Source organism: Pseudomonas sp. 18175, from assembly GCF_050432925.1.
GTDB lineage: Bacteria > Pseudomonadota > Gammaproteobacteria > Pseudomonadales > Pseudomonadaceae > Aquipseudomonas.
The window spans coordinates 105,504-131,558 of record NZ_JBKFTO010000002.1; the positions used below are offsets into that span (position 1 = coordinate 105,504).

Sequence of the window (26,055 nt, forward strand, 5' to 3'; positions counted from 1 at the left end):
TACAGCGATGAACCTTATCTCCCGGAACACCTTCGACAGTGCGCAGGACTGCGCGCTCTATAACCGCATTGCCTGGCGCATTCTTCCATTCCTGTTTGTGTTGTACGTGGTCGCCTTTCTAGACCGGGTCAATGTCGGCTTTGCCAAGCTGCAAATGGCCGCCGACATCGGCCTGAGCGACATGGCCTTCGGCTTTGGCGCCGGTGTGTTCTTTATCGGTTACTGCCTGTGCGAAATCCCCAGCAACATGGTGCTGCAACGCGTGGGTGCGCGGTTCTGGATCACCCGCATCATGATCACGTGGGGCCTGCTGTCGATTGCCATGTTGTTCGTCAAGACCCCGAACGCCTTTTACGTGCTGCGCTTTTTGCTCGGTATGGCCGAAGCCGGTTTCTACCCGGGGGTGGTGCTGTACATGACCTATTGGTTCCCATCCTATGCGCGCTCCCAAGGTATGGCGTGGTTCAACCTGGGCATTGCCATGGCCGGGGTTCTGGGCAGCCCGTTGTCTGGGTGGATCATGCAAACCTTTGCCGGCTACGGCGGCATGGCCGGCTGGCAGTGGCTGTTTCTGCTTGAAGGCCTGCCTGCGGTGTTGCTGGGCATCGCCGTGTATTTCTACCTGGACGACCGCCCGGGCAAGGTGCACTGGCTGACCCCGGAACAGAATGCCCGGGTGGTGCAACAGTTGGCGGCGCAGCGCCAGCAGCATGAGGCGGCGGGGGCCAGTCATAACTTCCGGGCGGCCTTTGTGAACAAGGGGCTGTGGTGCCTGATCTACGTGAACTTTGCCTTGTTGTGCGGCACCTATGGCGTGTCGTTCTGGTTGCCGCAGATTGTGCAGGGGCTGGGGGTCAAGAGCCTGTTCCACACCGGGTTGGTCGCAGCGATTCCCTTTGCGGTGGCATCGGTGGTGATGGTGCTGGTCAGCCGGCATTCGGATAAAACCCGTGAGCGGCGCTGGCACGGCACCTTGTGCAACCTGGCATCGGCCTTGGGCTTGGCGTTCGCTGCGTATTTCCACGACCAGCCGGTGTTGTCGCTGGCCGGTTTGAGCCTGGCGATGTCCGGCGGGCTGGCCGGTTTCTGTGTGCTGTGGGCGCTGCCGGGGGTGTTGCTGACCGGCACGGCGGCCGCAGCGGGGATCGCGCTGATCGCCACCGTGGGCAACCTGGGCGGCTATGCCAGCCCGTTTATGCTGGGCTGGGTCAAGCAGAGCAGCGGGCACTTGGAATATGGCCTGTATGTGTTGGCGGTGATGACACTGCTGGGCGCCTTCGTGATGTTTTCGGTCAAGCCACCGGCCGTTCGGGCAGGGCTTGCCATGCGCGAAGCCCCGGTTATTTAATATCGCAGACCAACACAAGTGTTTCTTCAAGCGATACAATCGGGGCTTTCCCAGTGATCGCTTGAGGTGACCCTTGGTACAGGATGACGAAAAGCCCAGCACCGGCCCCGTGCTGCTGGAATCGGTGGAAATGGTCTTCCGCTTGCTCGACGAACTGACCGCCGCGCGCCGCCCCCTGGGCGTGACCGAGCTGGCCCATCAACTGCAAACCGCCAAGCCCAGGACCTATCGGCACCTGGCCTCGATGCGCCAGCTGGGCATTCTCGAACAAGATCCGGTCAGCGAAAAATACCTGCTGGGCGCACGCCTGGTAGCCTATGGCGAGGCTGCCGGCGAGCAGTTCGACCTGCGCGCTATTGCCGATCCCTACCTGACCCGCATCCGCGATGCCACCGGGCAGACGGCCTTGCTGGCGGTCGCCACCCATGACACCGCGCTGGTGGTGTCGTGCGTCGAATCCAAGGCCAATGTGTGCATCTCGGTCAAGCCGGGTAACCGCGTGCTGCCGTACTGCTCCGCCCAGGGCCGCACGGTGTTGGCGTTTGCCGATGCTGCCAGCCAGCAACGGGTGTTGCGCCGCAAGATGCCACGCCTGACCGAGCGCACCCTGCATGAGCCGGATGCATTGGTGCAGCGCTTGGAGTTGATTCGTCAGCGCCTGTACGACGACGCCGACGGTGAAGTGACCCTGGGCATCAACGCACTGTGCTGCCCGATCTTTCGCGAGAATGACTTGATTGTGGGGACCATCGGTATTGTCGGGCCAAGTGCGGCGATCCCGTCGCCACCACCGGCTGCGATGTTGCGCGAGTTGCAGTCGGCCGCTGCGGAGATCAGCGAGCGACTGCATGCCGGTACCTACCGACGCCTGTAACGCGCACAGTGTGGGAGGGTTTGCCCCTCCCACGGCAGGTTAGAAAAAGTTGATCGGGTACTCGGTGATCAACCGCACTTCATTGAAGTTCAAGCCACGGTCGGGGCTGCGGAAGCTGGCCTGGCGTACCCGGAACGACAGGTCTTTGGCCGATCCGGACTGCACCACGTATTTAGCTTCGATGTCCCGCTCCCACGCATGCCCATCATCGGTCTGGGCGGTGTGGAAGCCCGTGCCCTTTAGGTAGCGGGTCATAAAGCTCAGCCCCGGCACGCCGAGGGCGGCAAAGTCGAAGTCGTAGCGGGCCTGCCAGGAACGTTCATTCTCGTAGTTGAAGTCCGAGTACTGCACGGAGTTGGCCAGGAATATCGTGCTGTTGCCATCCACGCCGTAGGTGTAATTGCCGTGGCCGGTGACACGCTGGTGGGCGACCAGAAACGTATGCGGCCCGGCTGCCAGGGATGCCGATAGGCTCCAGATACGGTTGTCCAGCACGCCGCCGCGCTGTTGGCCCTGGCTTTTGGTGTCATAGCCGTTGAAGTCGAACTTGGTGCTGTAGCCCTCGCCCAGGGGCAGGCTGGCGGTGGCGCCCACGTAGTATTTGCGCCAGTAGTCCTCGACATCCGAATGGTAGGCCCGGGCATTGAAGTTGCGGTTGATCTGGTAGCTGCCGCCGATCAGGTCCAGGGCGCTGAGGTGGCCGCTGTCATGCTCACTCTGGTCACGGCTGCGCAGGGCGGTGAAGTGGCCGGCGTGCAGGGTCAGGTCGGGGATTTCCTTGCTGGTGACGAGCCAGCCCTGGGTGGTTTCCGGCAGCAGGCGGTTGTCGCTGGTGGCCAGCACCGGCAGGTTCATCAACTGTTCGCCGTACTTGAGCACGGTGTTGGATAGCCGCGCCTTCACCGCCACGCCGCCTTTGGCGTACTGGGACTTGGCGCCGTCACTGTCCTCTTCCAGCAGCAGGGTGCCGCCGCCTTTGCGACCGTTGCCGGTGTCCAGCTTGATTCCCAACAGACCGATGGCGTCCACGCCGAACCCGAGGGTGCCGGTGGTGAACCCGGACTCGAAGATCCCGATAAAGCCCTGGGCCCATTCCTCGGAATAGTTCTGCTGGGTGCGGTCATCGAGGAAGTTGCGGTTCATGTAGAAGTTGCGCGCCTTGATGGAGAAGTGCGCGTCTTCCACAAAGCCACCGTTATCGGCCAGTGCGCTGAGGGGGAGGGCGCAGGCCAGCGTCACATGGAGTATGTGTTTGTTGTTCATTCTTCATATCCCGGGTGCAGGGGCGCGCGCGCCGGCCAAGGGGCTCGGCGGCGCAGCGTTTTTAGTGGTGTGTTGGCGTCGTCGGTTTTATGCCAGCGTCGGGCGCCGAGTGTTGACCCAGTCGTTATGTTGCTCGTAGGCATAGGCCAGCTTGAGCAAGCCCAAGTCGTCCCGTGGGCGCCCGATCAGTTGCATGCCCATGGGCAGTCCCTGGTCGTTGAAACCCACCGGCACGCTGATGATCGGGCTGCCAGACAAGGTCCACGGGAAACAGGTTTCCATCCACCGATGGTAGGTATCCATGGCGCGGCCGTTGATCTGCTTAGGCCAATGTTCATCAACGTCGAACGGGAATACTTGAGCGGTGGGCACCGCGAGGTAGTCGTAGGTTTCAAACAGCGTGACCAGGGTTTTGTACCAGGCACTGCGAGCTTTGCTGGCGTTGAAAAAGTCTGCGGCGGACAGCTTCAACGAACCTTCGACTTCCCAGATCGCCTCGGGCTTGAGTAACGCGCGCTTGGCCGGGTCTTCGTAATACTTGAGCAAGCCATTGCCAATGCCGAAATGGCGATGCACCGACCATATGTCCCAAAGGCTTTGGGGTGAAAACGGCGGCTTGATGGGTTCGACGAGCATGCCTTGGCCGGCCAGGTTGCCCAGGGCTTTTTCGCAGAGTGCCAGGATGCCGGGCTCCATGGCCAGGTAGCCGTCCCAGTCTCCCAGCCAGCCGATTTTCTTGCCGCGCTGGTGCGATTGCAGGGCGTGCTCGACGTTATGGGGGGTGAGCGCCGCCAGTTCCGCCGAGGTTTCCAGGGACAACGCATCGGACAGGTCCAGGCCCGACTGGGTGGCGAGCAACAACGCCATGTCTGGCACCGTGCGCGCCATCGGGCCGCTGTAGCCCAACTGCGAGATAAACACTTCATCGGCCGGACTACGAGGCACCCGGCCCTGGCTTGGGCGCATACCGTACACATTGCAAAAGGCCGCCGGGTTGCGCAGGGAACCGCCGAAGTCACTGCCATCGGCCACCGGCAGCATGCGCAACGCCAGCGCCGTGGCCGCGCCGCCACTGCTGCCACCGGCGGTTTTTTGCCGGTTGTAGGGGTTGCGGGTGGCGCCGTAGACCGGGTTGTACGTCTGGGAGCCGAGGCCGAACTCCGGGGTATTGGTTTTGCCGATCATCAGCGCGCCGGCGGCCCGTGCCCGGGCCACGTGGATCGAGTCCACCTTGGGCTGGTTCGTTTGCAGCAAGGGTGAGCCAAAGGTGGTGACGATATCCTTGGTCATCGCCAGGTCTTTGGGCGCCTGCGGAATACCATGCAGCCAGCCCAACGAGGCGCCGGCCTTGAGCCTGGCATCCAGGGCCGAGGCGTCCTTGAGCAAGTTGTCGGGATCACGCAGGGCAACCAGGGCGTTGTAGGTCGGGTTCAGTTGTTCGATCCGCGCCAGGTAGGCCTGCATCACCTCACGGCACGACACCTGCCGTGCGTGAATGGCCAGGCTCAGCTGCGCCGCGCTCCAGTCGACGATCTCGCCCTTGGCGCCTAGGGGTTTTTTACGGCTAGCCAGTGCCGGATGCGCGGTTGCCGACCAGGCGGCGCCGGGTAGGGAGCCGGCGATAACGCCGCCGACAATGCCTTTGAGAATCTGGCGGCGGCCGGTATCGGTCGTGGGAGGGACGTGCGGCGTGGTTGTATGGTTTTCGGTAGTGGACATCAGTCTTCCTGTCAGGGGCAGTTTAAAGGCTTATGGAGTTTTTCTTGTTGTGGATCGCCGGGTATGCCCGGCGAAGGGCCTAAACGTGTGACGCAAGAAACAGCTGTCGTTTCGTCAGTGTCGGGGTGTCCTCGCTGGGGTGGTTTATAAGCAGGTGGCGCCCCACTTGGTGGTTTCGCGCATTAGGGTGGCGGTGCGCTCGATCACACTTTTCTGAAAGGCCAGGGCGTCTGAGTCGGGCTGTTGTGCCTGGAGCATGTCCAGCATCGGGTCGATGACCGCAGTGCGCCGGCCGCTCAAGGCCTCCAGGGTGGCCAGGCCACAGAACGGCACGTAGGCTTCGGCGTAGCCGCCCTCATGCACCAGCACCAGGCGCCCATCGCACAGGCGCGCAGCGGCGTCCTTGACCAGTTGGGTCAATGCCCGGTAACTGTCGCTGTGCAGCAACATGCGGCCCAGGGGGTCGACGCCATTGGCATCGAAACCACAAGCAACGATGATCAGCTCGGGGCGATAGCTTTCCAGCGCCGGCAGTACAAGGCGCTGCATGGCGTGCAGGTAGGCGTCATGCCCACTGCCGGGGGGCAGCGCGATGTTGAGGTTGCAACCGGCTCCGGCACCGCTGCCGATATCGGCCTCGCCGGTGTACCCGCGTGGGTAGGCGCGCTGCTGGTGGATCGACAGGGTCAGCACATCACTGCGTTCGTAGAAAATCGCCTGGGTGCCGTTGCCATGGTGAACATCCCAGTCCAGCACGGCGATACGCTGCACGCCAAAACGCTCGCGGGCGATCTCGATGGCAATGGCGATGTTGTTCAGGTAGCAAAACCCCATGGCCTGGTCGGGCAGGGCGTGATGGCCAGGTGGCCGACTCAGTACGTAGGCGTTGTCCAGTTCGCCTTGCAGCACCTTGTTGACCGCCGCACTTGCCAGCCCGGCGGAGAGCCGCGCGATTTCATAGGTGCTGGGCCCTACGGGCGCGCTGGGGGCGAGCATGCCGCCGCCACGCTCGCTCATCTGCCGGAACTGTTCCAGGTAGTTCGGCGTGTGCACCTTGAGCATCTGCTCCAGGGACACGGCCGGACCGCCCTGTAGGTGTAAGTGCTGGCTCAGGCCACTGACGTCCATGAGGTTTTTGAGGCGGCGCTTGGATTCAGGGGATTCGGCGTGGGCCGAGCCCGAGGGCGGCTCCACCCATTGGCCCACTGGCAAGGTCAGGGCGAACAGGCCGCCGCTGTGCCAGAAACAATGTTCATCGAAGAAAAAACCGGTGCTCGGCATCGTCATTCCTTAAGTGTGGTGGGAAACCAAAGATTCAGCCCGGCACGGCGACCGCTTGGGTCTGCTGGTCGCGGTCGCGGGGGCGCACGCTGGACATCACCAGGGCCGCCACCAGGGTCAGCGTCGCCAGCGCGTACAAGCCAAACTCCAGGTGCCCGGTGGCCTGCTTGATCCAGCCCATCATGAAGGGGCTGGCATAGCCGCCGAGATTGCCGACGGTGGTCATCAGCGCAATGCCCGCCGCGGCAGCCGTACCGGTGAGCAAGGTGCCGGGGATCGCCCACAACACGTTGAACGCAGACAGGCTGCCGGCCATGGCGATGCACAGGCTGAACAGGCACAGGTAGGGGGAGGTGTGCAGCGCAGCGCTGAGGGCCAGGCCGATGGCGGCCGCCAGGATCGACAGCGACGCATGCCAGCGCCGTTCGCGGGTGCGGTCCGAATGCTTGCCGACAATCAACATGCACACCGAGGCCACGGCAAACGGGATCGCCGAGATCAGCCCGGTCTGGAACAACGATTGTTCGCCCAGGCTGCGAATGATCTGCGGCATCCAGAACGACACCCCGTAGGTGGCGCACAGCAGCGCAAAATTCACGAACACCAGGCACCACAGGCCACGGTGCATGAAGGCGCCGCGCACCGAGTGGGTGGCACCGGCCTGTTCATGGGCCAGGCGTTGTTGCTCAAGGTCGGCGACCACCCGGGCGTTCTGCGCCGGGGTTAGCCAGTGCACCTTGCCCGGGCGGTCGTCCAGGTAGAAATACACCACGATACCCAGCAGCACCGCAGGCAGGCCCTCAAGCAGGAACAGCCACTGCCAGCCGGCCATGCCGCCATAACCGGCAAAGGTCTGCATGATCCAGCCGGACAGCGGCCCGCCCAACACCCCGGCAATCCCCACGCCCAGGCTCAAGCACGCCAGGCCCTGGGATTGGGCATAGGAGGGCAGCCAGAAGGTCAGGTAAAGCACCACGCCGGGATAGAAACCGGCTTCGGCCACCCCCAGTAGAAAGCGCAGGATATAGAACGAAGTGGGGCTGTTCACAAACATCATCGAGGTGGAAATCAGCCCCCACACCACCATGATGCGCGTGATCCACAGGCGTGCGCCGACGCGTTTCAACATCAGGTTGCTGGGGATCTCGAACAGGCAATAACCAAGGAAAAACACCCCGGCGCCAAAGCCGAAGGCCATGTCGCTCAAGCCGATGTCGGTGGCCAGTTGCAGCTTGGCAAAACCTACGTTGACGCGGTCCAGGAAAGCGACCACGTACAACACAAACAGGAACGGAAGAATGCGCCAGGCAATGCGGTTGTACAGCGCGCAGTCCTGGTCATTGTCGAAAGTACGGCGTGAGATGAGGTGCATGGAGGCTCTCTGTGCTTTTGGTTGTTGTTGGCAGTGAGCAGAAAGTTGAGGCTTTGTGTTTCTCTAAAGGAAACATTATTTCTCTGTGTGTTTCGATGTTAGTAAGGCCTTGTCCGGCATGTCAAGCACCGAATCGAGGGGTTGAAACGAGGTTTTACGGGGCGTGCGCGAGCCCGCAGGCAGAGCCCGCGAGTGGCAGGAGAACAGGGCCTGCCGAGGCAGGCCGAGGGTTAGGTGCGGCGCGTCATCGAGCGTGACAACAGCAACAGCAACGTGGCGAACAACACCATGATGGTCGCAGCCGACAGCAGCACTGGGCTCAAGGCTTCGCGGGCGGTGGTGAACATTTCCCGGGGCAGGGTGCGTTGGTCGGGACCGGCGAGGAACAGGGTCACCACCACTTCATCCAGCGAGGTGGCGAATGCAAACAGCCCGCCAGAGATCAGCCCTGGGGATATCAACGGCAGGGTCACCTTGCGCAGGGTCATCCAGGGCGTGGCCCCCATGCTCGCGGCGGCCCACAACAGGCGCTGGTTGAGCCCGCCCAGGGCCGAGCCGACATTGACCACCACAAAAGGAACCGCCAGGGTGGTGTGCGCCAGGACCAGGCCCAGGTACGTGCGGGTCAGCCCGGCATTGGAGAACACGAAGTACATGCCCACGCCAACGATCACCGCCGGCACGATCATCGGTGCGATCAGCAGCACCTCGATCACCCGCTTGCCCGGCATTGCCGGGTGGCGCAGCCCGAGTGCCGCCAACCCGCCGAGCACCACCGCCAGCACGGTGCTGGTGAGGGCAATGGCAAAACTGTTGAACAGCGCGCCCAGCCATTGGCTGGAGGCGAAGAACTGTTCATACCAGTGCAGGGTGAACTGCCCCAGCGGCAACGACATATAGCGGTTGTCGCTGAACGACAGGGGCAGCACGATCAAGATCGGCAGCAACAGGAATGCCAGGACCAGCCAGCCGCTCAGCGACAAGCCCAGGTTACCGACCCAGGCCATCGGCCCGCTGTTGGGGTTACGAACCATTATTTCGCTCCTGTGGTGCGCCGGGCCAGATGGGCCTGGATGAGGTAGAGCAGGGTAGTCGCCACCAGCAGGACCAGGCCCAGTGCCGAGGCCAACCCCCAGTTGAGGGTGCCGGTGGTGAACTGGGCGATGTAGTAGCTGATCATCTGGTCTGCCGGCCCGCCCAGCAATGCCGGGGTGATGTAGAAACCCAAGGTGACGATAAACACCATCAACGCACCCGCAGCCACACCCGGCAGCACTTGCGGCAGGTACACCTGGAAGAACACCCGCAGTGGTCGCGCGCCCATGGAATAGGCGGCCTGTACCAGCAAGCAATTGCAGCTGGACATCGCCGCCAGCAGTGGGAACACCATGAACGGCAGCATCACATGCACCAACGCCAGGATCACGCCGAAGCGGTTGTACAGCAGGTGCAAAGGACTGTTGATCAGCCCCAGTTGCATCAGCGTGGCGTTGACGATGCCGCTGTCCTGCAGCAGCACCATCCAGGCGGTGGTGCGCACCAGGATCGAGGTCCAGAACGGCAGCAGGATCAGCAGCAGCAACGCGTTGCGTGTACGCGGTGTGCGGCGGTCAAGGTAGGTGCACAGTGGAAACGCCAACAGCACGCACACCAGTGTGGTGATCGCAGCGATGCTGAACGTGCGCCCGAGGATGGAGCGGTACAGGCCGGCTTCATCCTTGTTGACCAGGCCTTGCTGGTAGTCGTGTTTCATGTCCACGGCAGACAGCAGGTGATAAGTGCCAGCCGGGCCCGAGGCGCGCTTGAAGGTTTGCCAGGTGGCGTTGTCCAGCCAGCGCGGGTCCAGCAGTTGCATCTGCTCGCGAGTGCCTTCAAGGCTGGCGGCTTCACGCTTGGCGCCGGTCAACAGGGCGCGCAGGGCTGGCGCTTCGTAGGCCAGGCGCCGTGCCGCAGATGCCAGGTCACGGGGGGCGACGGTCTTGAGGTCTTCGATCAGTGGCTTGAACAGCCGCTCATCAGGCGCCGAAGTGCCGTCCCATTGGGCGACGGCCTCGGCGGTGGCAGGCAAGGCCTGGGACAGTTCGGTGTCGGCCACTGCACGCCATAGCAAGGTGCCGATCGGCCCCACGAAGGTCAGCAGCAAAAACACCACCAGCGGCAGCAGCAGGCCGTAGGCGCGCCATAGCGCGCCTCGGTCCTTGCGGGCGACCACGGGCACCGGGGCATTCAGAACAAGTGTGCTCATGTCGTTTACTCGGGTTGCGTCACTGGGCCGACCAGGCGGTCCATTTGGCGTTCAACTCGTCGATACGGTCGACCCAGAACTTGTCATTGAGCACCAGCACATTGGCACTGTTCTGCGGTGCGCTGGGGGAGTCGGCCAACGCCGCCGGGTCGGTCTGGGCGATGCCCTGGACCGAGGTGATGCCGGTGGGTTGCAGGCTTGGCCATTGCTTCTGGTTTTCGGCCTTGCCCATCACGTCCAGCAGGCCGTAGGCCTTGTCCACGTTGGGCGAGTTGGCCAGGATCACCCAGCTGTCCATGGTTTGCAGCGACTGGTTCCATACCAGCCCGAAGGGTTTGTGGTCCTGGTGGATGGCGTTGGTTACCCGGCCGTTATAAGAGGTGGTCATGCTGACTTCGCCTGAGGCGAGCAATTGCATCGGTTGGCCGCCGGCCTTCCAGAACAGCAATTGGCCCTTGAGGCTGTCGAGTTTCTTGAAGGCGCGCTCCACGCCGCCTGGGGTGTTGAGGGTCTTGTAGACATCGGCGGGCGCGACGCCGTCGGCCATCAGGGCGATTTCCAGGTTGCCCTTGGGGCCCTGGCGCAGGGCGCGCTTGCCGGGGAAGGTCTTGGTGTCGAAGAAGTCGGCCCAGTCCTTGGGCGCGCGACTGACTTTGCTGGTGTCGTAGCCAAGCACGAAGTTGTACACCGCGCTGCCGACCCCGCATTCGCTGACAGCACTGGGAATGTAGTTGTCCTTGCCACCGATGCGCTTGAAGTCCATCGACACGAACAGGCCTTCGCCGCAGCCCAACTGCAAATCCTCGGCTTCCACTTGCACCACGTCCCAACCGCTATCGGCGCCTTCTGCGTGGGTGCGCAGCAAGCCGATGCCGCCGTCCCAGCTGTCGTCGATCACCTTGTTGCCGCTGGCCTGGCTGTAGGGGGTGAAGAAGATCTTGCGCTGCACATCCTGGTAGGCGCCGCCCCAAGACGCCACCGTCAGGTCTCGGGCCTGGGCGGTGCCGTGGAGCAGGGCGAACCCGCACAATGCAAAGGTAAAACCGCGAATGGAGCATGGATTGAACATGATGTGACTCCCAGCCATTTAATGTGGTTATTGTCGGCAGCAGTACGGCAACAGATCGGTACGGTCATTATTCTTTTGGGTGGATCAACGCAGGATCATGGCCTGCGTGCCGGGCAAGGCCAGCGCCAGCTGCTCGCCCGGTGTGGGTGGCAGGCGCCCGAGGTTGCCTGGGTTGTAGGTCATCGACAGTTCGCTGCCTTTGGCCATGCGCAGGCGCAATTTGCAGTGGGCGCCGTGGAAGATGCTATCGACCACCGTGGCCTGCACCGCTGCTTCGCCGGGCGTGGCCAGGCGCAGGTTTTCCGGGCGGATCGCCAGGGCGGCGTGGCTGCCGGCACTGAGTTCCGGGTCGGCGCAGCAGGCCTGGTGGATCGAGCCGTCCTCGCTGAGGCGGATCTGCGCCTGGCCTGCGGTTGCCGAGATCACCACGCCTTCGAGCACGTTGGTTTCACCCAGAAAATTGGCGACAAAGCGCGTGGCCGGTCGGTTGTAAATGGTGTGGGGTGAGTCGATCTGCGCGATCTTGCCCTCGTTGAACACCGCGACCCGGTCGGACATGGTCATGGCTTCGTCCTGGTCATGGGTGACGTAGACAAAAGTGATGCCCAGTTGTTTATGGATGGCCTTCAATTCCAGTTGCATGTGTTCGCGCAGCGCCTTGTCGAGGGCGCCCAGGGGCTCATCCATCAACAGCATGCGCGGGCGATACACCAGCGCACGGGCCAGGGCCACACGTTGTTGCTGGCCGCCGGACAGTTGCGCCGGGTTACGGTCTTCGAAACCCTCCAGGCGCGCCAGGTCCAGGGCTTCCTTGACCCGCTGGCGCGACTCGGCGGCGGGAACCTTGCGTAAGTTGAGCGGGAAGGCGACGTTCTGCGCCACGCTCATGTGCGGGAACAGCGCGTAGCTTTGGAACACCACGCCCATGTCGCGCTTATAGGCTGGCAGCTTGCTGATGTCGGTGCCGTCCATGAGGATGCGCCCACGGTCCGGCGCGTCGAAACCGGCCAGCATCATCAAGGTGGTGGTCTTGCCCGAACCGCTGGGGCCGAGCAGGGACAGGAACTCGCCCTGGCGGATGTTCAGGTCGAGATTGTCGACCACCCAACTGCGCTCGTCATAGGTCTTGTGTACCCCTTCAAAGCGAACCAGCACCGGGCGTTCAGGAGCGGTCGCGGGTGTGTCAGGTAATGGCATGGGCCCCCTGGCCGCTGTGCGGATGGACTGTGCGGTCATGGCCGGATACTCGCGAGGACTTCATCCAGCGCCTCGGCCACGGCCTTGAGAATAGTCTGGATCTGATCAGCATCGACAATCAGTGGCGGCGCCATGACCAGGGTATCGCCCAGGGCGCGCAGCAGGATCGAGCGGCGTTGCAGGGCGTTGCTCACCAGGGTTGCGACTTTCAGTTCGGCGGGGAAGGGCGCGCGGGTTTGTTTGTCGGCGACGAATTCCAGGGCAGCCATCAGGCCGATGCCGCGTGCTTCGCCCACCAGTGGGTGGTCGGCGAAGGCTTGTACGCCTTCCTGGAAGGCCTTGGACACTTCGACCACGTGCTCGACGATATTCAGTTCGTCGTACATGCGCAGGGTTTCCAGCGCTACCGCCGCCGCCACCGGATGGCCGCCGTAGGTATAGCCGTGGCCGAGGCCGCCGAGTGCATTGCTCTGGTCAGCGATGACTTGGTAGATGCGGTCGCTGAGCAGCAGCGCCGAGATCGGTTGGAATGCTGCCGACAGGCCTTTGGCGCAGGTCAGCATGTCTGGCTGGATGCCTACGGCTTGGCAACCCCAGTAAAAGCCGGTGCGCCCGAAACCGCAAATCACCTCATCGGCCACCATCAGGATGTCGTACTTGCGCAGCACCGCCTGCACCTTGGCGAAGTAGCCGGCAGGCGGCAGGATCACGCCGCCGGTGCCCATCACCGGCTCGGCGAAGAAGGCGCCGATGGTCTCGGGCCCGGCGTCGAGGATGGTCTGTTCCAGCTCGTGGGCCAGGCGTGTCGAGAACTGTTCTTCGGTTTCGCCCGGCAGGCCCTGGCGATACAGGTGCGGGCAACGTACGTGGATGACGTCGGCCAGGGTTTCGCCCCAACCTTTGTGCATGTTGGGCAGGCCGGTCAGGCTGGCGGCGGCCAGCGTGGTGCCGTGGTAGCTGCGCTGGCGTGCGATCAGGCGGTGCTTGCCGGGCTTGCCAATAGCGGTGTGGTAGTAGCGCACTAGCTTGATTGCGGTGTCGATGGCCTCGGAGCCAGAGCTCTGGAACACCACCTTGTCCAACCCCGCCGGGGCGTGGGCGATCAGCTCGGCGGCCAGGTCTGCCGCCGGGCCGTGGCTGCGGTGGGCGAAGGTTTGCTGGTAAGGCAGCTTGAGCATCTGTGCATAGGCGGCTTCTGCCAGGCGCGGTTGGCTAAAACCAAGGGTGGCGCACCAGAGTCCCGACATGCCTTCGATGTAGCGTTGGCCCTGGTCATCAAAAACGTAGATGCCGTCCCCGCGTTCGATCAGCAGCGGCCCCACCTGTTCATGCAGGCGCAGGTTGGTCTGCGGATGGAGATGGTGGGCGATATCTCGCTTGGCCAGTGCCGAATCACGAGCGGTCATGACGTCATCCTCTTTAATATATCGTATGCGTATGCGGTACGTGGTTTCATTTTTACGATGAATAAGTGTGCTCGTCAAATATTTTGTGTTTCGCTGAGTGCAACAGTGTTTCTATCAGAGGACAGGATATTCCATCGGTACGAAGCTCGATAAGATACTTATAGCTAAATCATGGACTTATGCCGATATTGAGCGGGTGTTACATGCGGGTGCATCGAGATGAGGGGTATGCTTGAGCGGGACCTTGTGATTGTCTGGGGTTAAGCGGTATCGTTTCGCCTGTGCGAACGGCGTGTTGCACTGGTTACAGCATAAAGCTTGCCAGTCCCACCCGGTGGCGGACTAATGGCTGCAAAAAAAGGACCGATGATGAGCGATGAAGCAGGCAAGGGCGGGGTCAGGTCCGTTCAACTGGCGTTTGATGTGTTGGAGCGCGTGGCCGGGGCCAGCGAAGAGGTGGGCGTCAGCGAGCTGGCGACGCAATTGGGCACCACCAAGGGCTCGGTATTCCGCCACCTTAAAACCCTGGTGGAGCGCGGCTACCTGAGCCAGAACCCACAGACCTCCAAGTATCGGCTGGGCATTCAGGCGTATGTGCTGGGGCAGATCGCCGCCGGTGGCATCGACCTGCTCAGTGCCTCGGCGGACGCTATCCGCGACCTGCGAGATGAGTTGGGGTTGTCGGTGGTGCTGTCAGTGTTGCAAGGGCGCCGTCTGATGGTGGTCGAGACACAGTTGGGCAAATCCACCCTGGAAATCGGCGTGCGCACCGGCACCGAACTGCAGCTGCATTGCAATGCCCAGGGCAAGGTGGCGCTGGCCTTCGCCAAGCAGTTGGGGGTGGATCAGTTGCCCGCCGACCTGCCGGCCATCACGCCCTACACCGTGGTCGACCACGCGCAGTTGGCACGCCAAGTCAGTGAGGCGCGTGCCCAGGGGTGGGCGGCGGCGATCGAGGAAGAAACCTTGGGCATTTCTGCAATCGCTGCACCGATACTGGGCATCAATGCGGAGTTCATCGGCACCGTGGCGTTGGTGGCCACTCTGCAGAATATTTCCCGCGAAACAAACTTGGAGCAAGTGCGCGCCTTGAAAAAGGCCGCGTTGCGCGCCTCGTGGAACCTGGGCTTCAAGGGTGAGCTTTAACCGGGTCTGTCGCAGGCCACGATACCGATCACGAAACGAGTCAGGGTATCGGTCAAGCGCTGTTCGTTTTCGTCCACCTGGGCCCATTGGCACTGGCCGTAGAGCATGCCAATCACCGCCTCGGTCATCAGTGCGGTGCGCGGGCTGATATGACCCTGTTCGCCGCTCTCGGTGGCGATGATGGTGTTGAGCAGGGCGGCATGGCTGAGTTTCAGTTGGCCGATTTCTTGCTGCTGTTCTTGGGTCAGGTTGACGAACTCCCGCGTCACCAATTGCAAGCGATGTTTCTCTGCCAGGTTGAATGCCACAAAGGCGTGCACAAAACGCTGCAAGCGTTCGCGAGGGTTGCGCGCGCCGCGCAGGCGCAGGCGGGTATCGGCCAGCAGGTCGGAGAGGGCGCCTTCGATCAGTTCATACAACAGGCTCTGCTTGCTCTCGAAATGCGCGTACAGGGAACCCGCGTGCAGCCCAAGCTGGCGGGTCAGGTCCCGCAGGCCGATGGCCTGGTAGCCGCGTGTCGCAAACAGCTCCAGCGCCACATCAAGCAGGCGGTCGCGGGCGCTGTTGGAACGTGATTTGGAGTGGGTGGTGGCCGCAGGCATGGTGGAGTCCCGTGTGGTCAAGCAAGGCATGAGGGCCAATTTGCGTTTGACCAAATGTAAGACAACAGGCATCTTACGTAAAGACTAATCGCGGAGGTGTTTTATGGAAGGGCAAACGGTCGTAATCGTCGGTGGCGCCTCGGGTTTGGGGTTGGAGACTGCCAAGTTGATGCATAAGCGCGGCGCGACGAAAATCGGCATTATCGACAGAAATGAACAATTGATGGCCGCTGCTGCCGAGGTGCTGCGTGCAGCGGGTTGTGAGGTGGCGACGGCTGCCGGTGACATCTCCCGCAAGGAATCCGCCCACGGCGCGTTCCAGCAAATCGTTGATCAGTTGGGCCGCGTGCATTGCCTGGTGAACAGCGCAGCGATTTATCCGCGCCAGGATATTTTCGAAATCTCCGACGATGAGTGGGACCTGGAAAACGCCATCAACATCAAGGGCACCTATCACATGATGGTGGCGGCGGTGAAACACATGCAGGGTTATGTGGCTGCGCCAGCGGTGACCGGGCGTATCGTCAACGTCACGTCCGTGGATGCGTTCAAGGCCCACCCACAGAACGCCCACTACGCGGCAACCAAGGCCGCCGTGGTCAGCCTGACCAAATCCTTCGCCCAGGCCTGCGCCAAGGACCAGATCCTGGTCAACTCGGTAGCTCCGGCCGGTTTTGCCACCGAGCGCGCCAAGCAACTGGGCTTCCTCGGCGAGCTGGCTGCTGCCAACCCGCTGGGTCGCGCCGCGGAGCCTGCAGAAATTGCCGAATGGATCGTGATGATGGGCAGCAGTCGCAATAGCTACGCCACCGGTGAAAACGTGATTGTCAGCGGGGGCTACATCTATGCCTGATTCGGCGCTCTATCGTTGTGCCCTGGTAACCGGTGCCACCAGTGGCATTGGCAAGGCCGTTGTGCTGGCGCTGCGCGATGCCGGCTTGCAGGTAATCGCGGTGGGGCGCAGCCCCGAGGCGTTGGCCGAGCTGCGTGCCGAGCCGGGCGTGGTCGTGGTGGAGGCGGATGTGCGCCAGGCCGACGCGTTCAATGAGGTGCTCGCGCAGTACCCGGTGGATGTGCTGGTCAACAATGCCGGTGTGCTGTCCACCCGTGCGGCGTTCCAGGAGATGGACCCGGCCGAAATCGACAATATGTTCGATATCAACCTCAAGGCGCCGTTGCACCTGACGCGCAAGGTGGTGCCGGGCATGATTGAGCGCGGCCACGGGCATCTTTTCTTTATTGGCTCCAGCGCCGGTCGTGCACCCCATCCGGGCGCGGCGGTGTATGGCGCGTCCAAGGCCGGTATCAGCCTGTTCTGTGATGCGTTGCGCTGCGACTTGCTCGGCAGTGGGGTGCGGGTCACCGAAATCGCTCCGGGCCGCGTGCAGACCCAGCTCTACAAGACCGCAATGGGTATGCAGGCTGCCGGCGCCGAGCTGTACGACGGCTATGAATCGATCATGCCTGAAGACATTGCCACCCTGTTGCTGGCGGCCTTGAGCTTGCCGCAGCAAGTGGATGTGTCGCGCCTCGAAGTGTTCCCCACCTCGCAGGCAGTGGGTGGCGGCAGGATGGTCAAAACCTTGGGGTAAAACCCGCAAAACACCGTGTAACAGTGCTTGACCGCCTGTAAGACAACATATAACTTACATTACGGGCGGCTTGATTGCTTCTACAGATGAAATCATGAATTTCAGGGGATACGACGATGACTGCTACTTCATGCCGAGTCGGCGTGGACATAGGTGGGACCTTTACCGATATCGCGCTCGACGTAGGCGGGGTGCTGCATTCAACCAAGATTCTGACCGACTATGAGCTGCCGGAACGGGCCATTCTCACCGGTGTGAAAACCGTGATCGACGCCGCCGGCCTGAAGCTTTCCGATATCGACCAACTGATCCACGGCACCACCCTGGCCACCAACGCGCTGATCGAGCGCCGTGGGGCCAAGACTGCGTTCATCACCACCGAGGGTTTTCGCGACACGCTGGAAATGCGTACCGAAAACCGCTTCGAACAATACGACATCAATATCACCCTGCCGCCGCCGCTGATCGAGCGCGAGCATCGCTACACCCTGCGCGAACGCCTGGATGTACGCGGTGATGTACTGATCGCACCGCAAGCGGCCGACATTGATGCATTGGTGGAGCAGGTCGCCGAAGGCAACTACGACAGTATCGCCGTCGGCTTCATCCACAGTTACGTCAACGGTGCCCACGAACGCCTGGTACGCGATGCCCTGCAACGCCGCCTGCCGAATGTGTCGGTGTCGATCTCCAGCGAAGTCTCGCCGCAGATGCGCGAGTTCGAGCGCTTTAATACCGTGTGTGCCAACGCCTACGTCAAGCCACTGATCAAGTCCTACCTGGACCGCCTGGTGGTGACGCTTAAGGCCCAGGGCGCCGATTGTCCGGTGTTTATGATTCACTCCGGCGGCGGGATTATCTCTGTGCAAAGCGCCGCCGAGTTTCCGGTACGCCTGGTGGAATCCGGGCCAGCGGGCGGGGCGATTTTTGCCGCCGATATCGCACGTAAATATGCGTTGGACTCGGTGGTGTCGTTCGACATGGGCGGCACCACGGCGAAAATCTGCCTGATCGAAAACCAGGTGCCGAAAACCGCCAAGACCTTCGAAGTGGCGCGCACCTACCGCTTCAAGAAGGGCAGCGGCATGCCCATTTCCATCCCGGTGGTGGAAATGGTCGAAATCGGCGCTGGCGGCGGCTCCATCGCCAGCATCGACAGCATGCGTCAGATCCGTGTCGGTCCCCACAGCGCAGGCTCCGAGCCCGGTCCTGCATGCTACGGCCGTGGCGGGCTGGAACCGACTATCACCGACGCCAACCTGCTGCTGAGGCGCCTCGACCCGGACAACTTCGCCGGTGGCGCCATGCAACTCTCTACCGACAATGCCGCCTCGGCCACCGTGCGCGCCATCGGCGCGCCGCTGAACATGGATGCGGTTACCGCGGCCTACGGCATTTGCGAAGTAGTCGATGAAAACATGGCCAACGCCGGCCGTGTGCACGCAGTAGAAAGCGGCAAGGACATCGCCGAATACACCATGATTACTTTTGGCGGCGGCGGCCCGCTGCACGCGGCGCGCTTGTGCGAAAAAATGGGCGTGTCGCGTTTCCTGGTGCCGGCCGGTGCCGGCGTGGGTTCAGCCATCGGCTTCCTGCGCGCCCCGTTTGGCTACGAGGCGGTGCGCAGTGCCTTTGTGCGCCTGTCGGAGTTCGATGCGCCCCAGGTCAACGCGTTGATCGAAGACATGCAAGCCGAGTCCATCAGCTTCCTGCGTCAAGGTATGCCGGTGGGTGAGCCGGAGCTGGAGTGCACCGCGTTCATGCGCTACGTCGGCCAGGGCTGGGAAATTCCCGTGGCGCTGCCGTTCAAGGCGTTCAGCAAGGACGACACCACCCAGTTCAAGGCGCTGTTCGAAGCCGCCTACACGATGTTCTTCGGGCGCCCGATTGAAGGGCCGGATGTGGAGATCGTCAGCTGGTCGGTCAAGGCCAGTTCGCCCTTGCTGCCGGTTGAGCAAGTGGAGCAGGTCAAGGCTTCGCACCGTGCCGAAGAAGTGTCGCGCCGTGAAGTGTTCGACGTGGTCAGCGGCGGCTTTGTCGACGCCGGTATCTACCAGCGCGAGGCACTGCAAGCCGGCGCACGGGTGGATGGCCCGGCCATCATCGCCGAGCGCGAAACCTCGACCTTCGTGTCGTCCTCCTTCACCGCCACCGTCCAGCCAGATGGCTGCCTGCTGGTTGTCCGGCGCTAAGCGCCCCTTGCACAAGAAGGCGAATTTCCCATGAGCGATACCTTGATCGACATTCAAATGCAGGTGATGTGGAACCGCCTGGTTTCGGTGGTCGAAGAACAGGCCCTAACCCTGATCCGCACCGCATTCTCCACCAGTGTGCGCGAGGCCGGCGACCTGTCGGCCGGCGTATTCGACCGTGCCGGCAACATGCTCGCCCAGGCGGTCACCGGCACCCCCGGCCACGTCAACACCATGGCTGAAGCCGTGGTGCACTTTATCAACGACATCGGCCCGGAGAATATTTTCGAGGGTGACGTGTACGTGACCAACGACCCCTGGAAGGGCACCGGTCACCTGCACGACATCACCATCGTTTCGCCCTCGTTCTACAAGGGCAAGCTGATCGGCTACTTCGCCAGCACCGCCCACGTGGTGGATATCGGTGGTCGCGGCTTTGGCCCGGATGCCCGTGAAGTCTACGAAGAAGGCCTGTTCATCCCGATCATGAAGCTGTTCGAGCGTGGCAAGGTCAACCGCGACCTGATCAATATCCTGCGCAACAACGTGCGGGAGAACGACCGTGTGGTTGGCGACTTCTACGCGCTGTCGGCCTGCAACGAAACCGGGCACAAGCGCCTGCTGAGCATGCTCGACGAGTTCCGCCTGGACGATCTGGAGCACATCGGCGGCTTCATCTTGGAGCACAGCCGCCAGGCCACCCTGGACAGTTTCAAGTCGCTGCCCCACGGTACCTACGAAAACAGCATGACGTTGGACGGCTACGATGTGCCAGTGACTTTGGCGGTTAAGCTGACGGTCGGCCCGGACGGCATTCTCACCGATTTTACCGGCACCTCCGGCATGAGCCAGTTCGGCATTAACGTGCCGCTGGGCTACGCCAAGGCCTACGCCTGCTACGGGCTCAAATGCATCATCGCGCCGGAAATTCCGAATAACTCGGCGTCCCTGGCGCCGTTCGAAGTGGTGGCTCCAGAGGGCTGCATCCTCAATGCCAAGCACCCGGCGCCGGTCTCGGTGCGTCACGTGCTCGGCCACTTTGTGCCCGACCTGGTGCTCGGCGCGCTGCACAAGTGCCTGCACGGCCAGGTCCCGGCCGAAGGCGCCAGCGCCTTGTGGAACCTGCACCTGAGCGTGCGTCCGCTGGAAACCAACCCCCAGGGGCGCAACGCCGAAATGCTGATGTTCAACAGCGGCGGCATGGGCGCCCGCGCGGCCAAGGATGGCCTGAGCGCCACCGCGTTCCCAAGCGGCGTGCACACCATGCCGGTGGAGGCCACCGAACAGGCTGGCCCGGTGATCGTGTGGCGCAAGGAGCTGCGCAACGGTTCCGGCGGTGCCGGTCAACTGCGCGGCGGCTTGGGGCAGGAGATCGAAGTGTCCGCGTCCGAGGGTTATTCGTTCCGCTTCAGCGCAATGTTCGACCGCATCCTGTATCCGGCCCGTGGCCTTGAAGGCGGCAAGGAAGGCGCCCACGGCTATGTCGGCCTGGACGACGGCACTGTGCTGCGCGGCAAGGGCCAGCAATTCGTACCGGCCGAGCGGCGCCTGGTGCTGAGCCTGCCCGGTGGCGGCGGCTACGGCGACCCGCGTCAACGGCCTCGGGAAGAGGTGGAACGTGACCTGCGCTTCGGCTACATCAGTGCCGAGCAGGCGCGTGACGATTACGGCTATGAAGCCGGGCAGGGGAGCAAATAATGGAATTTCAGAGTTCGCGGGTTCGCACGGTCAAAAGCTCGCCGAGCATGGCCGTGTCGGTGCTGGCCAAGACCATGCTCGCCAAGGGTGAGCCGGTGATCAACCTGAGCCTGGGGGAGCCGGACTTCAACACCCCGGCCCACGTGATCGAAGCGGCGCACCAGGCCATGCTCGACGGCAACAACCACTACACCGCGCCCAATGGCTACGAGTCGCTGCGCCAGGCCATTGTCGACAAGTTCGCACGGGAAAACGGCCTGCACTACGGCCTGGACGAAATCTGCGTGGCCAACGGTGCCAAGCAACTGCTGTTCAATGCGTTCCTGGCCACCCTGGAGCCGGGCGATGAAGTCATCACTCCGGCGCCGTACTGGGTGTCGTACACCGACATGGTGCTGCTCAACGGTGGCGTGCCCAAGGTGATTCCCTGCGGCTCCGAGTACGGCTTCAAGCTGGACGCGGCGCGCCTGGAAGCGGCGATCACGCCCAAGACCCGCTGGCTGATGCTTAACTCGCCGAACAACCCGTGCGGCGCGATCTACACCCGCGAAGAGTTTGCCGCCCTGGGTGAAGTGCTGAAAAAGTACCCGCGCATCCTGGTGATCTCCGACGAGATCTACGAGCACATCATCTTGGGCGACAAAGCTTTTGTGCCGTTCGTGATCGCCTGCCCGGCGCTGCGCGAGCGCACCTTGCTGATCAACGGTGTGTCCAAGGCCTACGCCATGACTGGCTACCGCCTGGGCTATGCGGCCGGGCCCAAGGGCTTGGTCGTGGCGATGAACAAAACCCAGTCCCAGACCACCACCTGTCCCTCGGCAATTTCCCAGCTGGCAGCGGCGGCGGCCTTGAGCGGCCCGCAGGACTTCGTGCGTGACGCCAATCGCGAGTACCAGGCACGCGGTGCCATGGTGGTCGAGGGCCTGGCGGCTATCGACGGCCTGGAATTGCAGATGCCCGAAGGCGCGTTCTACGCCTTCCCCAAATGCGCGGCCTTTATCGGCAAGCGCACGCCGGACGGGGAGGTCATCGAAACCGACACCGACCTGGCCAACTACCTGTTGCGGGTGGGCAAGGTCGCCACCGTGCCGGGTTCGGCATTTGGCCTGGAACCCTACATCCGCCTGTCATTCGCAACCTCGCGCCAACAGCTTGAGCAGGCCATCGTGCAACTACGCGATGCGCTGGCGCTGTTGGCTTAAGCCTGACCCAATTAGAGAGTGACCTGATGAGCAAGCCCTTCAAACGACTGTTGATCACCGGCGCTGCCGGCCGCCTGGGCCGCGTACTGCGCGCCGAACTGAGCGCCTACGCCGATGTGCTGCGCCTCACTGACATCGCCGACATGGGCGAGGCCGCGCCCCACGAAGAACTGGTGCGCTGCGACCTGGCCAATATCGCCGATGTATTGCCGTTGGCCGAAGGCGTCGACGCGATCATCCACGCTGGCGGCGTGCCGCTGGAAAACACCTTTGAGCTGATCCTCAACGGCAACATCATCGGCACCTACAACATCTATGAAGCGGCGCGCCAGCACGGTGTGAAGCGCGTGATCTACACCAGTTCCAACCACGCCATCGGCTTCTACGACCGCACCGAAACCATCGACGCGTTCGTACCCCACCGCCCGGATTCGCTGTATGGCCTGAGCAAGTGCTTTGCCGAAGACCTGGGCCGCCTGTACTGGGACAAGTTCGGTATCGAGTCGGTCAACCTGCGCATCGGCTCCTCGTTCGAAGAACCGCTGGACCGACGCATGCTCGCCACCTGGCTGTCGTTTGGTGACTTTGCGCAGATGGTCCAGCGCTCGCTGCTGGCGCCGCGTGTGGCGCACATGATCGTCTACGGCATGTCGGCCAATCGCGAGGCGCTGTGGGACAACCGCGCCGCCTCGTCCATCGGCTACGTGCCCCAGGACAGCGCCGACGACTACCGAGAAAAAGTCGAAAGTAAATTCCCGCCCCTGGACGCCAACGAGCCGGCGGCGCGTTACCACGGCGGCAACTTCGCCGGTGCCGGGCATTTCGAAGACCCGAAATAACGTCTCCCACAGAATTTGAAGAGGTCCGAGCCATGGCTTCGACAGCAACCCAGCAACATTACGATGTGGTCATTGTGGGCGGTGCGGTAAACGGCAGCGCCACGGCTTATTTCCTGGCCAATAACCCGGATTTCACCGGCTCGGTGCTGGTGATCGAGCGCGACTGGACCTATGCCCAGTCCGCCACCGCGCTGTCCAGCAGCTCAATCCGGGTGCAGTTTTCCAACCCGATCAATATCCAGATTTCCCGCTACGGCGCGCAGTTTATCCGCGACTTCCCGCAGTTGATGGAGGTCAATGGCGACAAACCCGACCTGGCCTTCAAGGAAAACGGCTACCTGTTCCTTGCCGACCAAAAGGGCTTTGAGGTGCTCAAGCGCCTGCACCAGACCCAGCTGGACAACGGCGCCGATGTGACGCTGATGGAGACCGAGGCGCTGATCAAGCGCTTCCCGTGGGTCAACCCCGACAGCCTGGCGGGCGGCACTTACGGCGAGAAGGATGAAGGCTGGTTCGACAACTACGGGATCATGAACGGCTTTCGCAAGAAGGCACGCTCCATGGGCGTGGAATACATCGAGAACGAAGTGGTCGAGGTGCTGCGTACCGGTGATGTGGTCACCGGCGTGACCCTGGCCAGCGGCGAGCGCATTGGTTGCGATTACCTGATCAACACCGCCGGCACCCGTGGGCCCAAGGTGGCGCGCATGGCCGGTTTGCAGATCCCGGTGGAGCCGCGTCGCCGGTCGCTGTTCGTGTTTGACTGCCACACCCCGCTGGAAGGCGTGGTGCCGTTGACCATCGACCCGACCGGCGTGTTCTTCCGTCCCGAAGGCCATCTGTATTTGGGCGGTACCTACCCCAAGGTCGACCCCGAAGTGGATTACGCCGACTTCGACGTACTGCACGACGAATTCGAAGAAGAGGTGTGGCCGATCCTCGCCGAGCGCGTGCCGGCGTTCGAAGCGATCAAGGTGGTCAATTCCTGGGCCGGTCACTACGACTTCTGCGTGCTCGACCATAACGCCATCGTCGGCCCGCATAACGAAGTGCGCAATTTCCTGTTCTGCAACGGCTTCAGCGGCCACGGCCTGCAACAAGCCCCGGCGATAGGCCGGGGCCTGGCCGAACTGATCACCTACGGTGAATACCGCAGCCTCGACCTGAGCGCGCTGTCGTACGAGCGCGTGGTGGAAAACCGTCCCTTTTTGGAAGACTCGGTCATCTGACCGCACGGCCTGATGGAGCACACAATGACTGACAACAATTCCACAGCCACCCGTACCGGGGGCCAGGTGCTGGTCGATGCCCTGCGCATCAACGGCGTTGAGCGGGCCTTTTGCGTGCCGGGCGAAAGCTACCTGGCGGTATTGGACGCGCTGCACGATGCCAAGGATGACATCGAGCTGATCGTGTGCCGCCAGGAAGGCGGCGCGGCCTACATGGCCGAGGCCTACGGCAAGCTCACCGGCAAGCCGGGCATCTGCTTTGTGACCCGTGGGCCGGGGGCGACCAACGCCTCGGTGGGCGTGCATACCGCCTTCCAGGACTCCACGCCGATGATCCTGTTTATCGGCCAGGTGGCCCGCGATCAAGTGGAGCGCGAGGCATTCCAGGAAATCGACTACCGCCGCATGTTCGGTCAGATGGCCAAGTGGGTAGTGGAGGTGGACGACGCCGCGCGCCTGCCGGAGCTGCTCAGCCAGGCGTTCCACCGCGCTACCAACGGCCGCCCCGGCCCGGTGGTGGTGGCATTGCCCGAAGACATGCTCACCGATGTGGTGAAGGTGGCGGATGCCGGGCCGGCGCAGTCCATCGAACCGGCTGCGTCGCCGGCTGCATTGTCCAAGCTGCAAGGCTTGATCGCTGCCGCACAGCGCCCGCTGGTGGTGCTCGGGGGCGGTGGTTGGACGCAAACGGCGGTCAGCGATATCCGCCGCTTTATCGAAAGCCAGAACCTGCCGGTGGCCGCGTCATTCCGCTGTCAGGACCTGTTCGACAACACCTTGCCCAACTACGCCGGAGACCTGGGGCTGGCAGCGGGACCGGAGTTGGTCGAGGCCGTCAAAAATGCCGACCTGCTGCTCGTTATCGGTGCACGTCTGGGTGAGATGACCACCGGCGGCTATGCCTTGGTGGATATCCCGGTGCCCAAGCAAAAGCTGGTGCATGTGCATCCGGGAATTGAAGAACTGGGGCGCGTCTACCAACCAACCCTGGGCATCAACGCTGGCATGGCCACGTTCGCCGCTCAAGTGGCGACACTGCCGGTGGTCAACCCGCAAGGCTTCCAGGATTGGGTGGCGCAGCTCAACCGTGGCTACCGCGCCAACTTCGAATGCCCACCGTCGCCGGGCCCGGTGCAGATGAGCGAGGTGATCGCCTGGCTCAACACGCGCTTGCCCCACGACAGTGTGATCACCTGCGGTGCGGGCAACTACACCGGCTGGGTGCATCGCGGTTATCAGCACCGCACCTTCCGCACCTTGCTTGGGCCTACCAATGGTTCGATGGGTTACGGCGTACCGGCAGCGGTGGCAGCCAAGATCACCGCGCCCGAGCGCATGGTGGTGGCTTTTGCCGGTGACGGTTGCTTCCTGATGAACGGCCAGGAGCTGGCCACGGCGGCCAACTACGATGCGCGGCTGGTGGTGATCGTGGTCAATAACGGCATGTACGGCACCATCCGCATGCACCAGGAGCGCAGCTATCCGGGGCGCGTGTCGGGCACTGAGCTGCATAACCCGGATTTCGCCATGCTGGCGCGTTCCTATGGGTTCCATGGCGAAACCGTGATGGCTACCGAGCAATTCGCCGAGGCCTTCGAGCGCTGCGTGGCCTCGCAGAAGCCGGCGTTGATCGAGATCCAGGTCGACCCCGAAGCCCTGACGCCACGCATGACCCTGAGCCAGATCCGCGAAAAGGCACTCGCCTCGCGTTGATTGCCCTCGGGCGGGACGGCTTGCTCGTCCCGCCTTTTTTTGCCCTCCATTTTTACGAGCACCTCACC

General features: G+C 62.7%; 21 protein-coding genes. 11 read left to right on the forward strand and 10 right to left on the reverse strand.

Features of this window, described 5'->3' with window-relative positions; genetic code table 11:
* Window positions 1–7 precede the first annotated feature (7 nt).
* The gene (locus tag ACLD1Y_RS03535; protein WP_429475509.1) at window positions 8–1,348 is read left to right on the forward strand and encodes an MFS transporter; all 1,341 of its coding nucleotides are present in this window, start codon (window positions 8–10) and stop codon (window positions 1,346–1,348) included.
* Between the two features lie 73 nt (window positions 1,349–1,421).
* A complete protein-coding gene (locus ACLD1Y_RS03540; RefSeq protein WP_248482829.1) occupies window positions 1,422–2,222 on the forward strand; it encodes an IclR family transcriptional regulator in 801 nt (266 codons plus the stop codon).
* A 39-nt stretch (window positions 2,223–2,261) separates the two neighbouring features.
* On the opposite strand, the gene ACLD1Y_RS03545 is transcribed toward ACLD1Y_RS03540, so the two are convergent.
* From ACLD1Y_RS03545 to ACLD1Y_RS03585, 9 genes are all read right to left on the reverse strand, one after another.
* Entirely contained in the window at window positions 2,262–3,485 is a 1,224-nt protein-coding gene (locus tag ACLD1Y_RS03545; protein WP_429475511.1) for an OprD family porin, read from the reverse strand.
* Between the two features lie 87 nt (window positions 3,486–3,572).
* Window positions 3,573–5,204 (reverse strand): amidase, encoded by a 1,632-nt coding sequence (locus ACLD1Y_RS03550; protein ID WP_429475513.1) that lies wholly within the window; start codon window positions 5,202–5,204, stop codon window positions 3,573–3,575.
* Between the two features lie 144 nt (window positions 5,205–5,348).
* Complete coding sequence (locus tag ACLD1Y_RS03555; RefSeq protein ID WP_429475515.1) at window positions 5,349–6,485, reverse strand: class II histone deacetylase; 1,137 nt, start codon at window positions 6,483–6,485, stop codon at window positions 5,349–5,351.
* A 34-nt stretch (window positions 6,486–6,519) separates the two neighbouring features.
* Window positions 6,520–7,857 carry an MFS transporter gene (locus ACLD1Y_RS03560; RefSeq protein WP_429475517.1) on the reverse strand — a complete coding sequence of 446 codons (1,338 nt, stop codon included), beginning with the start codon at window positions 7,855–7,857 and terminating at the stop codon, window positions 6,520–6,522.
* Between the two features lie 230 nt (window positions 7,858–8,087).
* Window positions 8,088–8,891: an ABC transporter permease gene (locus ACLD1Y_RS03565; RefSeq protein WP_429475519.1), complete on the reverse strand. Its 804-nt coding sequence runs from the start codon at window positions 8,889–8,891 to the stop codon at window positions 8,088–8,090.
* Window positions 8,891–10,102 carry an ABC transporter permease gene (locus ACLD1Y_RS03570; RefSeq protein ID WP_429475521.1) on the reverse strand — a complete coding sequence of 404 codons (1,212 nt, stop codon included), beginning with the start codon at window positions 10,100–10,102 and terminating at the stop codon, window positions 8,891–8,893. The genes ACLD1Y_RS03565 and ACLD1Y_RS03570 overlap by 1 nt, the downstream gene beginning before the upstream one ends.
* A 19-nt stretch (window positions 10,103–10,121) precedes the next feature.
* Entirely contained in the window at window positions 10,122–11,171 is a 1,050-nt protein-coding gene (locus tag ACLD1Y_RS03575; RefSeq protein ID WP_429475522.1) for an ABC transporter substrate-binding protein, read from the reverse strand.
* A gap of 84 nt (window positions 11,172–11,255) precedes the next feature.
* Window positions 11,256–12,368, reverse strand: a complete 1,113-nt coding sequence (locus ACLD1Y_RS03580; RefSeq protein ID WP_429475524.1) for an ABC transporter ATP-binding protein — start codon at window positions 12,366–12,368, stop codon at window positions 11,256–11,258.
* Between the two features lie 35 nt (window positions 12,369–12,403).
* On the reverse strand, window positions 12,404–13,774 hold the full coding sequence (locus tag ACLD1Y_RS03585) for an aminotransferase (RefSeq protein ID WP_429475526.1): 1,371 nt from the start codon (window positions 13,772–13,774) through the stop codon (window positions 12,404–12,406).
* Window positions 13,775–14,143: 369 nt separating this feature from the next.
* Between ACLD1Y_RS03585 and ACLD1Y_RS03590 the strand changes: the two genes are divergently transcribed.
* On the forward strand, window positions 14,144–14,920 hold the full coding sequence (locus ACLD1Y_RS03590; protein WP_429475528.1) for an IclR family transcriptional regulator: 777 nt from the start codon (window positions 14,144–14,146) through the stop codon (window positions 14,918–14,920).
* On the opposite strand, the gene ACLD1Y_RS03595 is transcribed toward ACLD1Y_RS03590, so the two are convergent.
* Window positions 14,917–15,522: a TetR/AcrR family transcriptional regulator gene (locus ACLD1Y_RS03595; RefSeq protein ID WP_429475530.1), complete on the reverse strand. Its 606-nt coding sequence runs from the start codon at window positions 15,520–15,522 to the stop codon at window positions 14,917–14,919. The genes ACLD1Y_RS03590 and ACLD1Y_RS03595 overlap by 4 nt on opposite strands.
* Before the next feature lie 103 nt (window positions 15,523–15,625).
* On the opposite strand from ACLD1Y_RS03595, the gene ACLD1Y_RS03600 reads away from it, so the two are divergent.
* The 8 genes from ACLD1Y_RS03600 (at window position 15,626) to ACLD1Y_RS03635 (ending at window position 25,987) form a co-directional block, all read left to right on the forward strand.
* Window positions 15,626–16,375 carry an SDR family NAD(P)-dependent oxidoreductase gene (locus ACLD1Y_RS03600; RefSeq protein WP_429475532.1) on the forward strand — a complete coding sequence of 250 codons (750 nt, stop codon included), beginning with the start codon at window positions 15,626–15,628 and terminating at the stop codon, window positions 16,373–16,375.
* Entirely contained in the window at window positions 16,368–17,114 is a 747-nt protein-coding gene (locus ACLD1Y_RS03605) for an SDR family oxidoreductase (RefSeq protein WP_429475534.1), read from the forward strand. The genes ACLD1Y_RS03600 and ACLD1Y_RS03605 overlap by 8 nt, the downstream gene beginning before the upstream one ends.
* Window positions 17,115–17,230: 116 nt before the next feature.
* Window positions 17,231–19,306, forward strand: a complete 2,076-nt coding sequence (locus tag ACLD1Y_RS03610; RefSeq protein ID WP_429475536.1) for a hydantoinase/oxoprolinase family protein — start codon at window positions 17,231–17,233, stop codon at window positions 19,304–19,306.
* 30 nt (window positions 19,307–19,336) lie between these two features.
* Window positions 19,337–21,004, forward strand: a complete 1,668-nt coding sequence (locus ACLD1Y_RS03615; RefSeq protein ID WP_429475538.1) for a hydantoinase B/oxoprolinase family protein — start codon at window positions 19,337–19,339, stop codon at window positions 21,002–21,004.
* On the forward strand, window positions 21,004–22,206 hold the full coding sequence (locus ACLD1Y_RS03620; protein ID WP_429475539.1) for an aminotransferase class I/II-fold pyridoxal phosphate-dependent enzyme: 1,203 nt from the start codon (window positions 21,004–21,006) through the stop codon (window positions 22,204–22,206). Before ACLD1Y_RS03615 ends, ACLD1Y_RS03620 begins: the two co-directional genes overlap by 1 nt.
* A gap of 26 nt (window positions 22,207–22,232) precedes the next feature.
* On the forward strand, window positions 22,233–23,045 hold the full coding sequence (locus tag ACLD1Y_RS03625; protein WP_429475541.1) for an NAD-dependent epimerase/dehydratase family protein: 813 nt from the start codon (window positions 22,233–22,235) through the stop codon (window positions 23,043–23,045).
* A 32-nt stretch (window positions 23,046–23,077) separates the two neighbouring features.
* Entirely contained in the window at window positions 23,078–24,274 is a 1,197-nt protein-coding gene (locus ACLD1Y_RS03630; RefSeq protein WP_429475543.1) for an NAD(P)/FAD-dependent oxidoreductase, read from the forward strand.
* Window positions 24,275–24,298: 24 nt separating this feature from the next.
* Window positions 24,299–25,987, forward strand: a complete 1,689-nt coding sequence (locus ACLD1Y_RS03635; RefSeq protein ID WP_429475545.1) for a thiamine pyrophosphate-binding protein — start codon at window positions 24,299–24,301, stop codon at window positions 25,985–25,987.
* Window positions 25,988–26,055 lie beyond the last annotated feature (68 nt).

Bases quoted from the DNA above. Each gene is read 5' to 3' on its own strand.
- ACLD1Y_RS03580 (WP_429475524.1), bottom strand. From the start codon at position 12,368: ATGCCATTACCTGACACACCCGCGACCGCTCCTGAACGCCCGGTGCTG.
- ACLD1Y_RS03560 (WP_429475517.1), bottom strand. From the start codon at position 7,857: ATGCACCTCATCTCACGCCGTACTTTCGACAATGACCAGGACTGCGCG.
- ACLD1Y_RS03535 (WP_429475509.1), top strand. From the start codon at position 8: ATGAACCTTATCTCCCGGAACACCTTCGACAGTGCGCAGGACTGCGCG.
- ACLD1Y_RS03585 (WP_429475526.1), bottom strand. From the start codon at position 13,774: ATGACCGCTCGTGATTCGGCACTGGCCAAGCGAGATATCGCCCACCAT.
- ACLD1Y_RS03545 (WP_429475511.1), bottom strand. From the start codon at position 3,485: ATGAACAACAAACACATACTCCATGTGACGCTGGCCTGCGCCCTCCCC.
- ACLD1Y_RS03570 (WP_429475521.1), bottom strand. From the start codon at position 10,102: ATGAGCACACTTGTTCTGAATGCCCCGGTGCCCGTGGTCGCCCGCAAG.
- ACLD1Y_RS03550 (WP_429475513.1), bottom strand. From the start codon at position 5,204: ATGTCCACTACCGAAAACCATACAACCACGCCGCACGTCCCTCCCACG.
- ACLD1Y_RS03575 (WP_429475522.1), bottom strand. From the start codon at position 11,171: ATGTTCAATCCATGCTCCATTCGCGGTTTTACCTTTGCATTGTGCGGG.
- ACLD1Y_RS03555 (WP_429475515.1), bottom strand. From the start codon at position 6,485: ATGCCGAGCACCGGTTTTTTCTTCGATGAACATTGTTTCTGGCACAGC.
- ACLD1Y_RS03610 (WP_429475536.1), top strand. From the start codon at position 17,231: ATGACTGCTACTTCATGCCGAGTCGGCGTGGACATAGGTGGGACCTTT.
- ACLD1Y_RS03635 (WP_429475545.1), top strand. From the start codon at position 24,299: ATGACTGACAACAATTCCACAGCCACCCGTACCGGGGGCCAGGTGCTG.
- ACLD1Y_RS03565 (WP_429475519.1), bottom strand. From the start codon at position 8,891: ATGGTTCGTAACCCCAACAGCGGGCCGATGGCCTGGGTCGGTAACCTG.
- ACLD1Y_RS03630 (WP_429475543.1), top strand. From the start codon at position 23,078: ATGGCTTCGACAGCAACCCAGCAACATTACGATGTGGTCATTGTGGGC.
- ACLD1Y_RS03595 (WP_429475530.1), bottom strand. From the start codon at position 15,522: ATGCCTGCGGCCACCACCCACTCCAAATCACGTTCCAACAGCGCCCGC.
- ACLD1Y_RS03590 (WP_429475528.1), top strand. From the start codon at position 14,144: ATGAGCGATGAAGCAGGCAAGGGCGGGGTCAGGTCCGTTCAACTGGCG.
- ACLD1Y_RS03600 (WP_429475532.1), top strand. From the start codon at position 15,626: ATGGAAGGGCAAACGGTCGTAATCGTCGGTGGCGCCTCGGGTTTGGGG.
- ACLD1Y_RS03615 (WP_429475538.1), top strand. From the start codon at position 19,337: ATGAGCGATACCTTGATCGACATTCAAATGCAGGTGATGTGGAACCGC.
- ACLD1Y_RS03605 (WP_429475534.1), top strand. From the start codon at position 16,368: ATGCCTGATTCGGCGCTCTATCGTTGTGCCCTGGTAACCGGTGCCACC.
- ACLD1Y_RS03625 (WP_429475541.1), top strand. From the start codon at position 22,233: ATGAGCAAGCCCTTCAAACGACTGTTGATCACCGGCGCTGCCGGCCGC.
- ACLD1Y_RS03620 (WP_429475539.1), top strand. From the start codon at position 21,004: ATGGAATTTCAGAGTTCGCGGGTTCGCACGGTCAAAAGCTCGCCGAGC.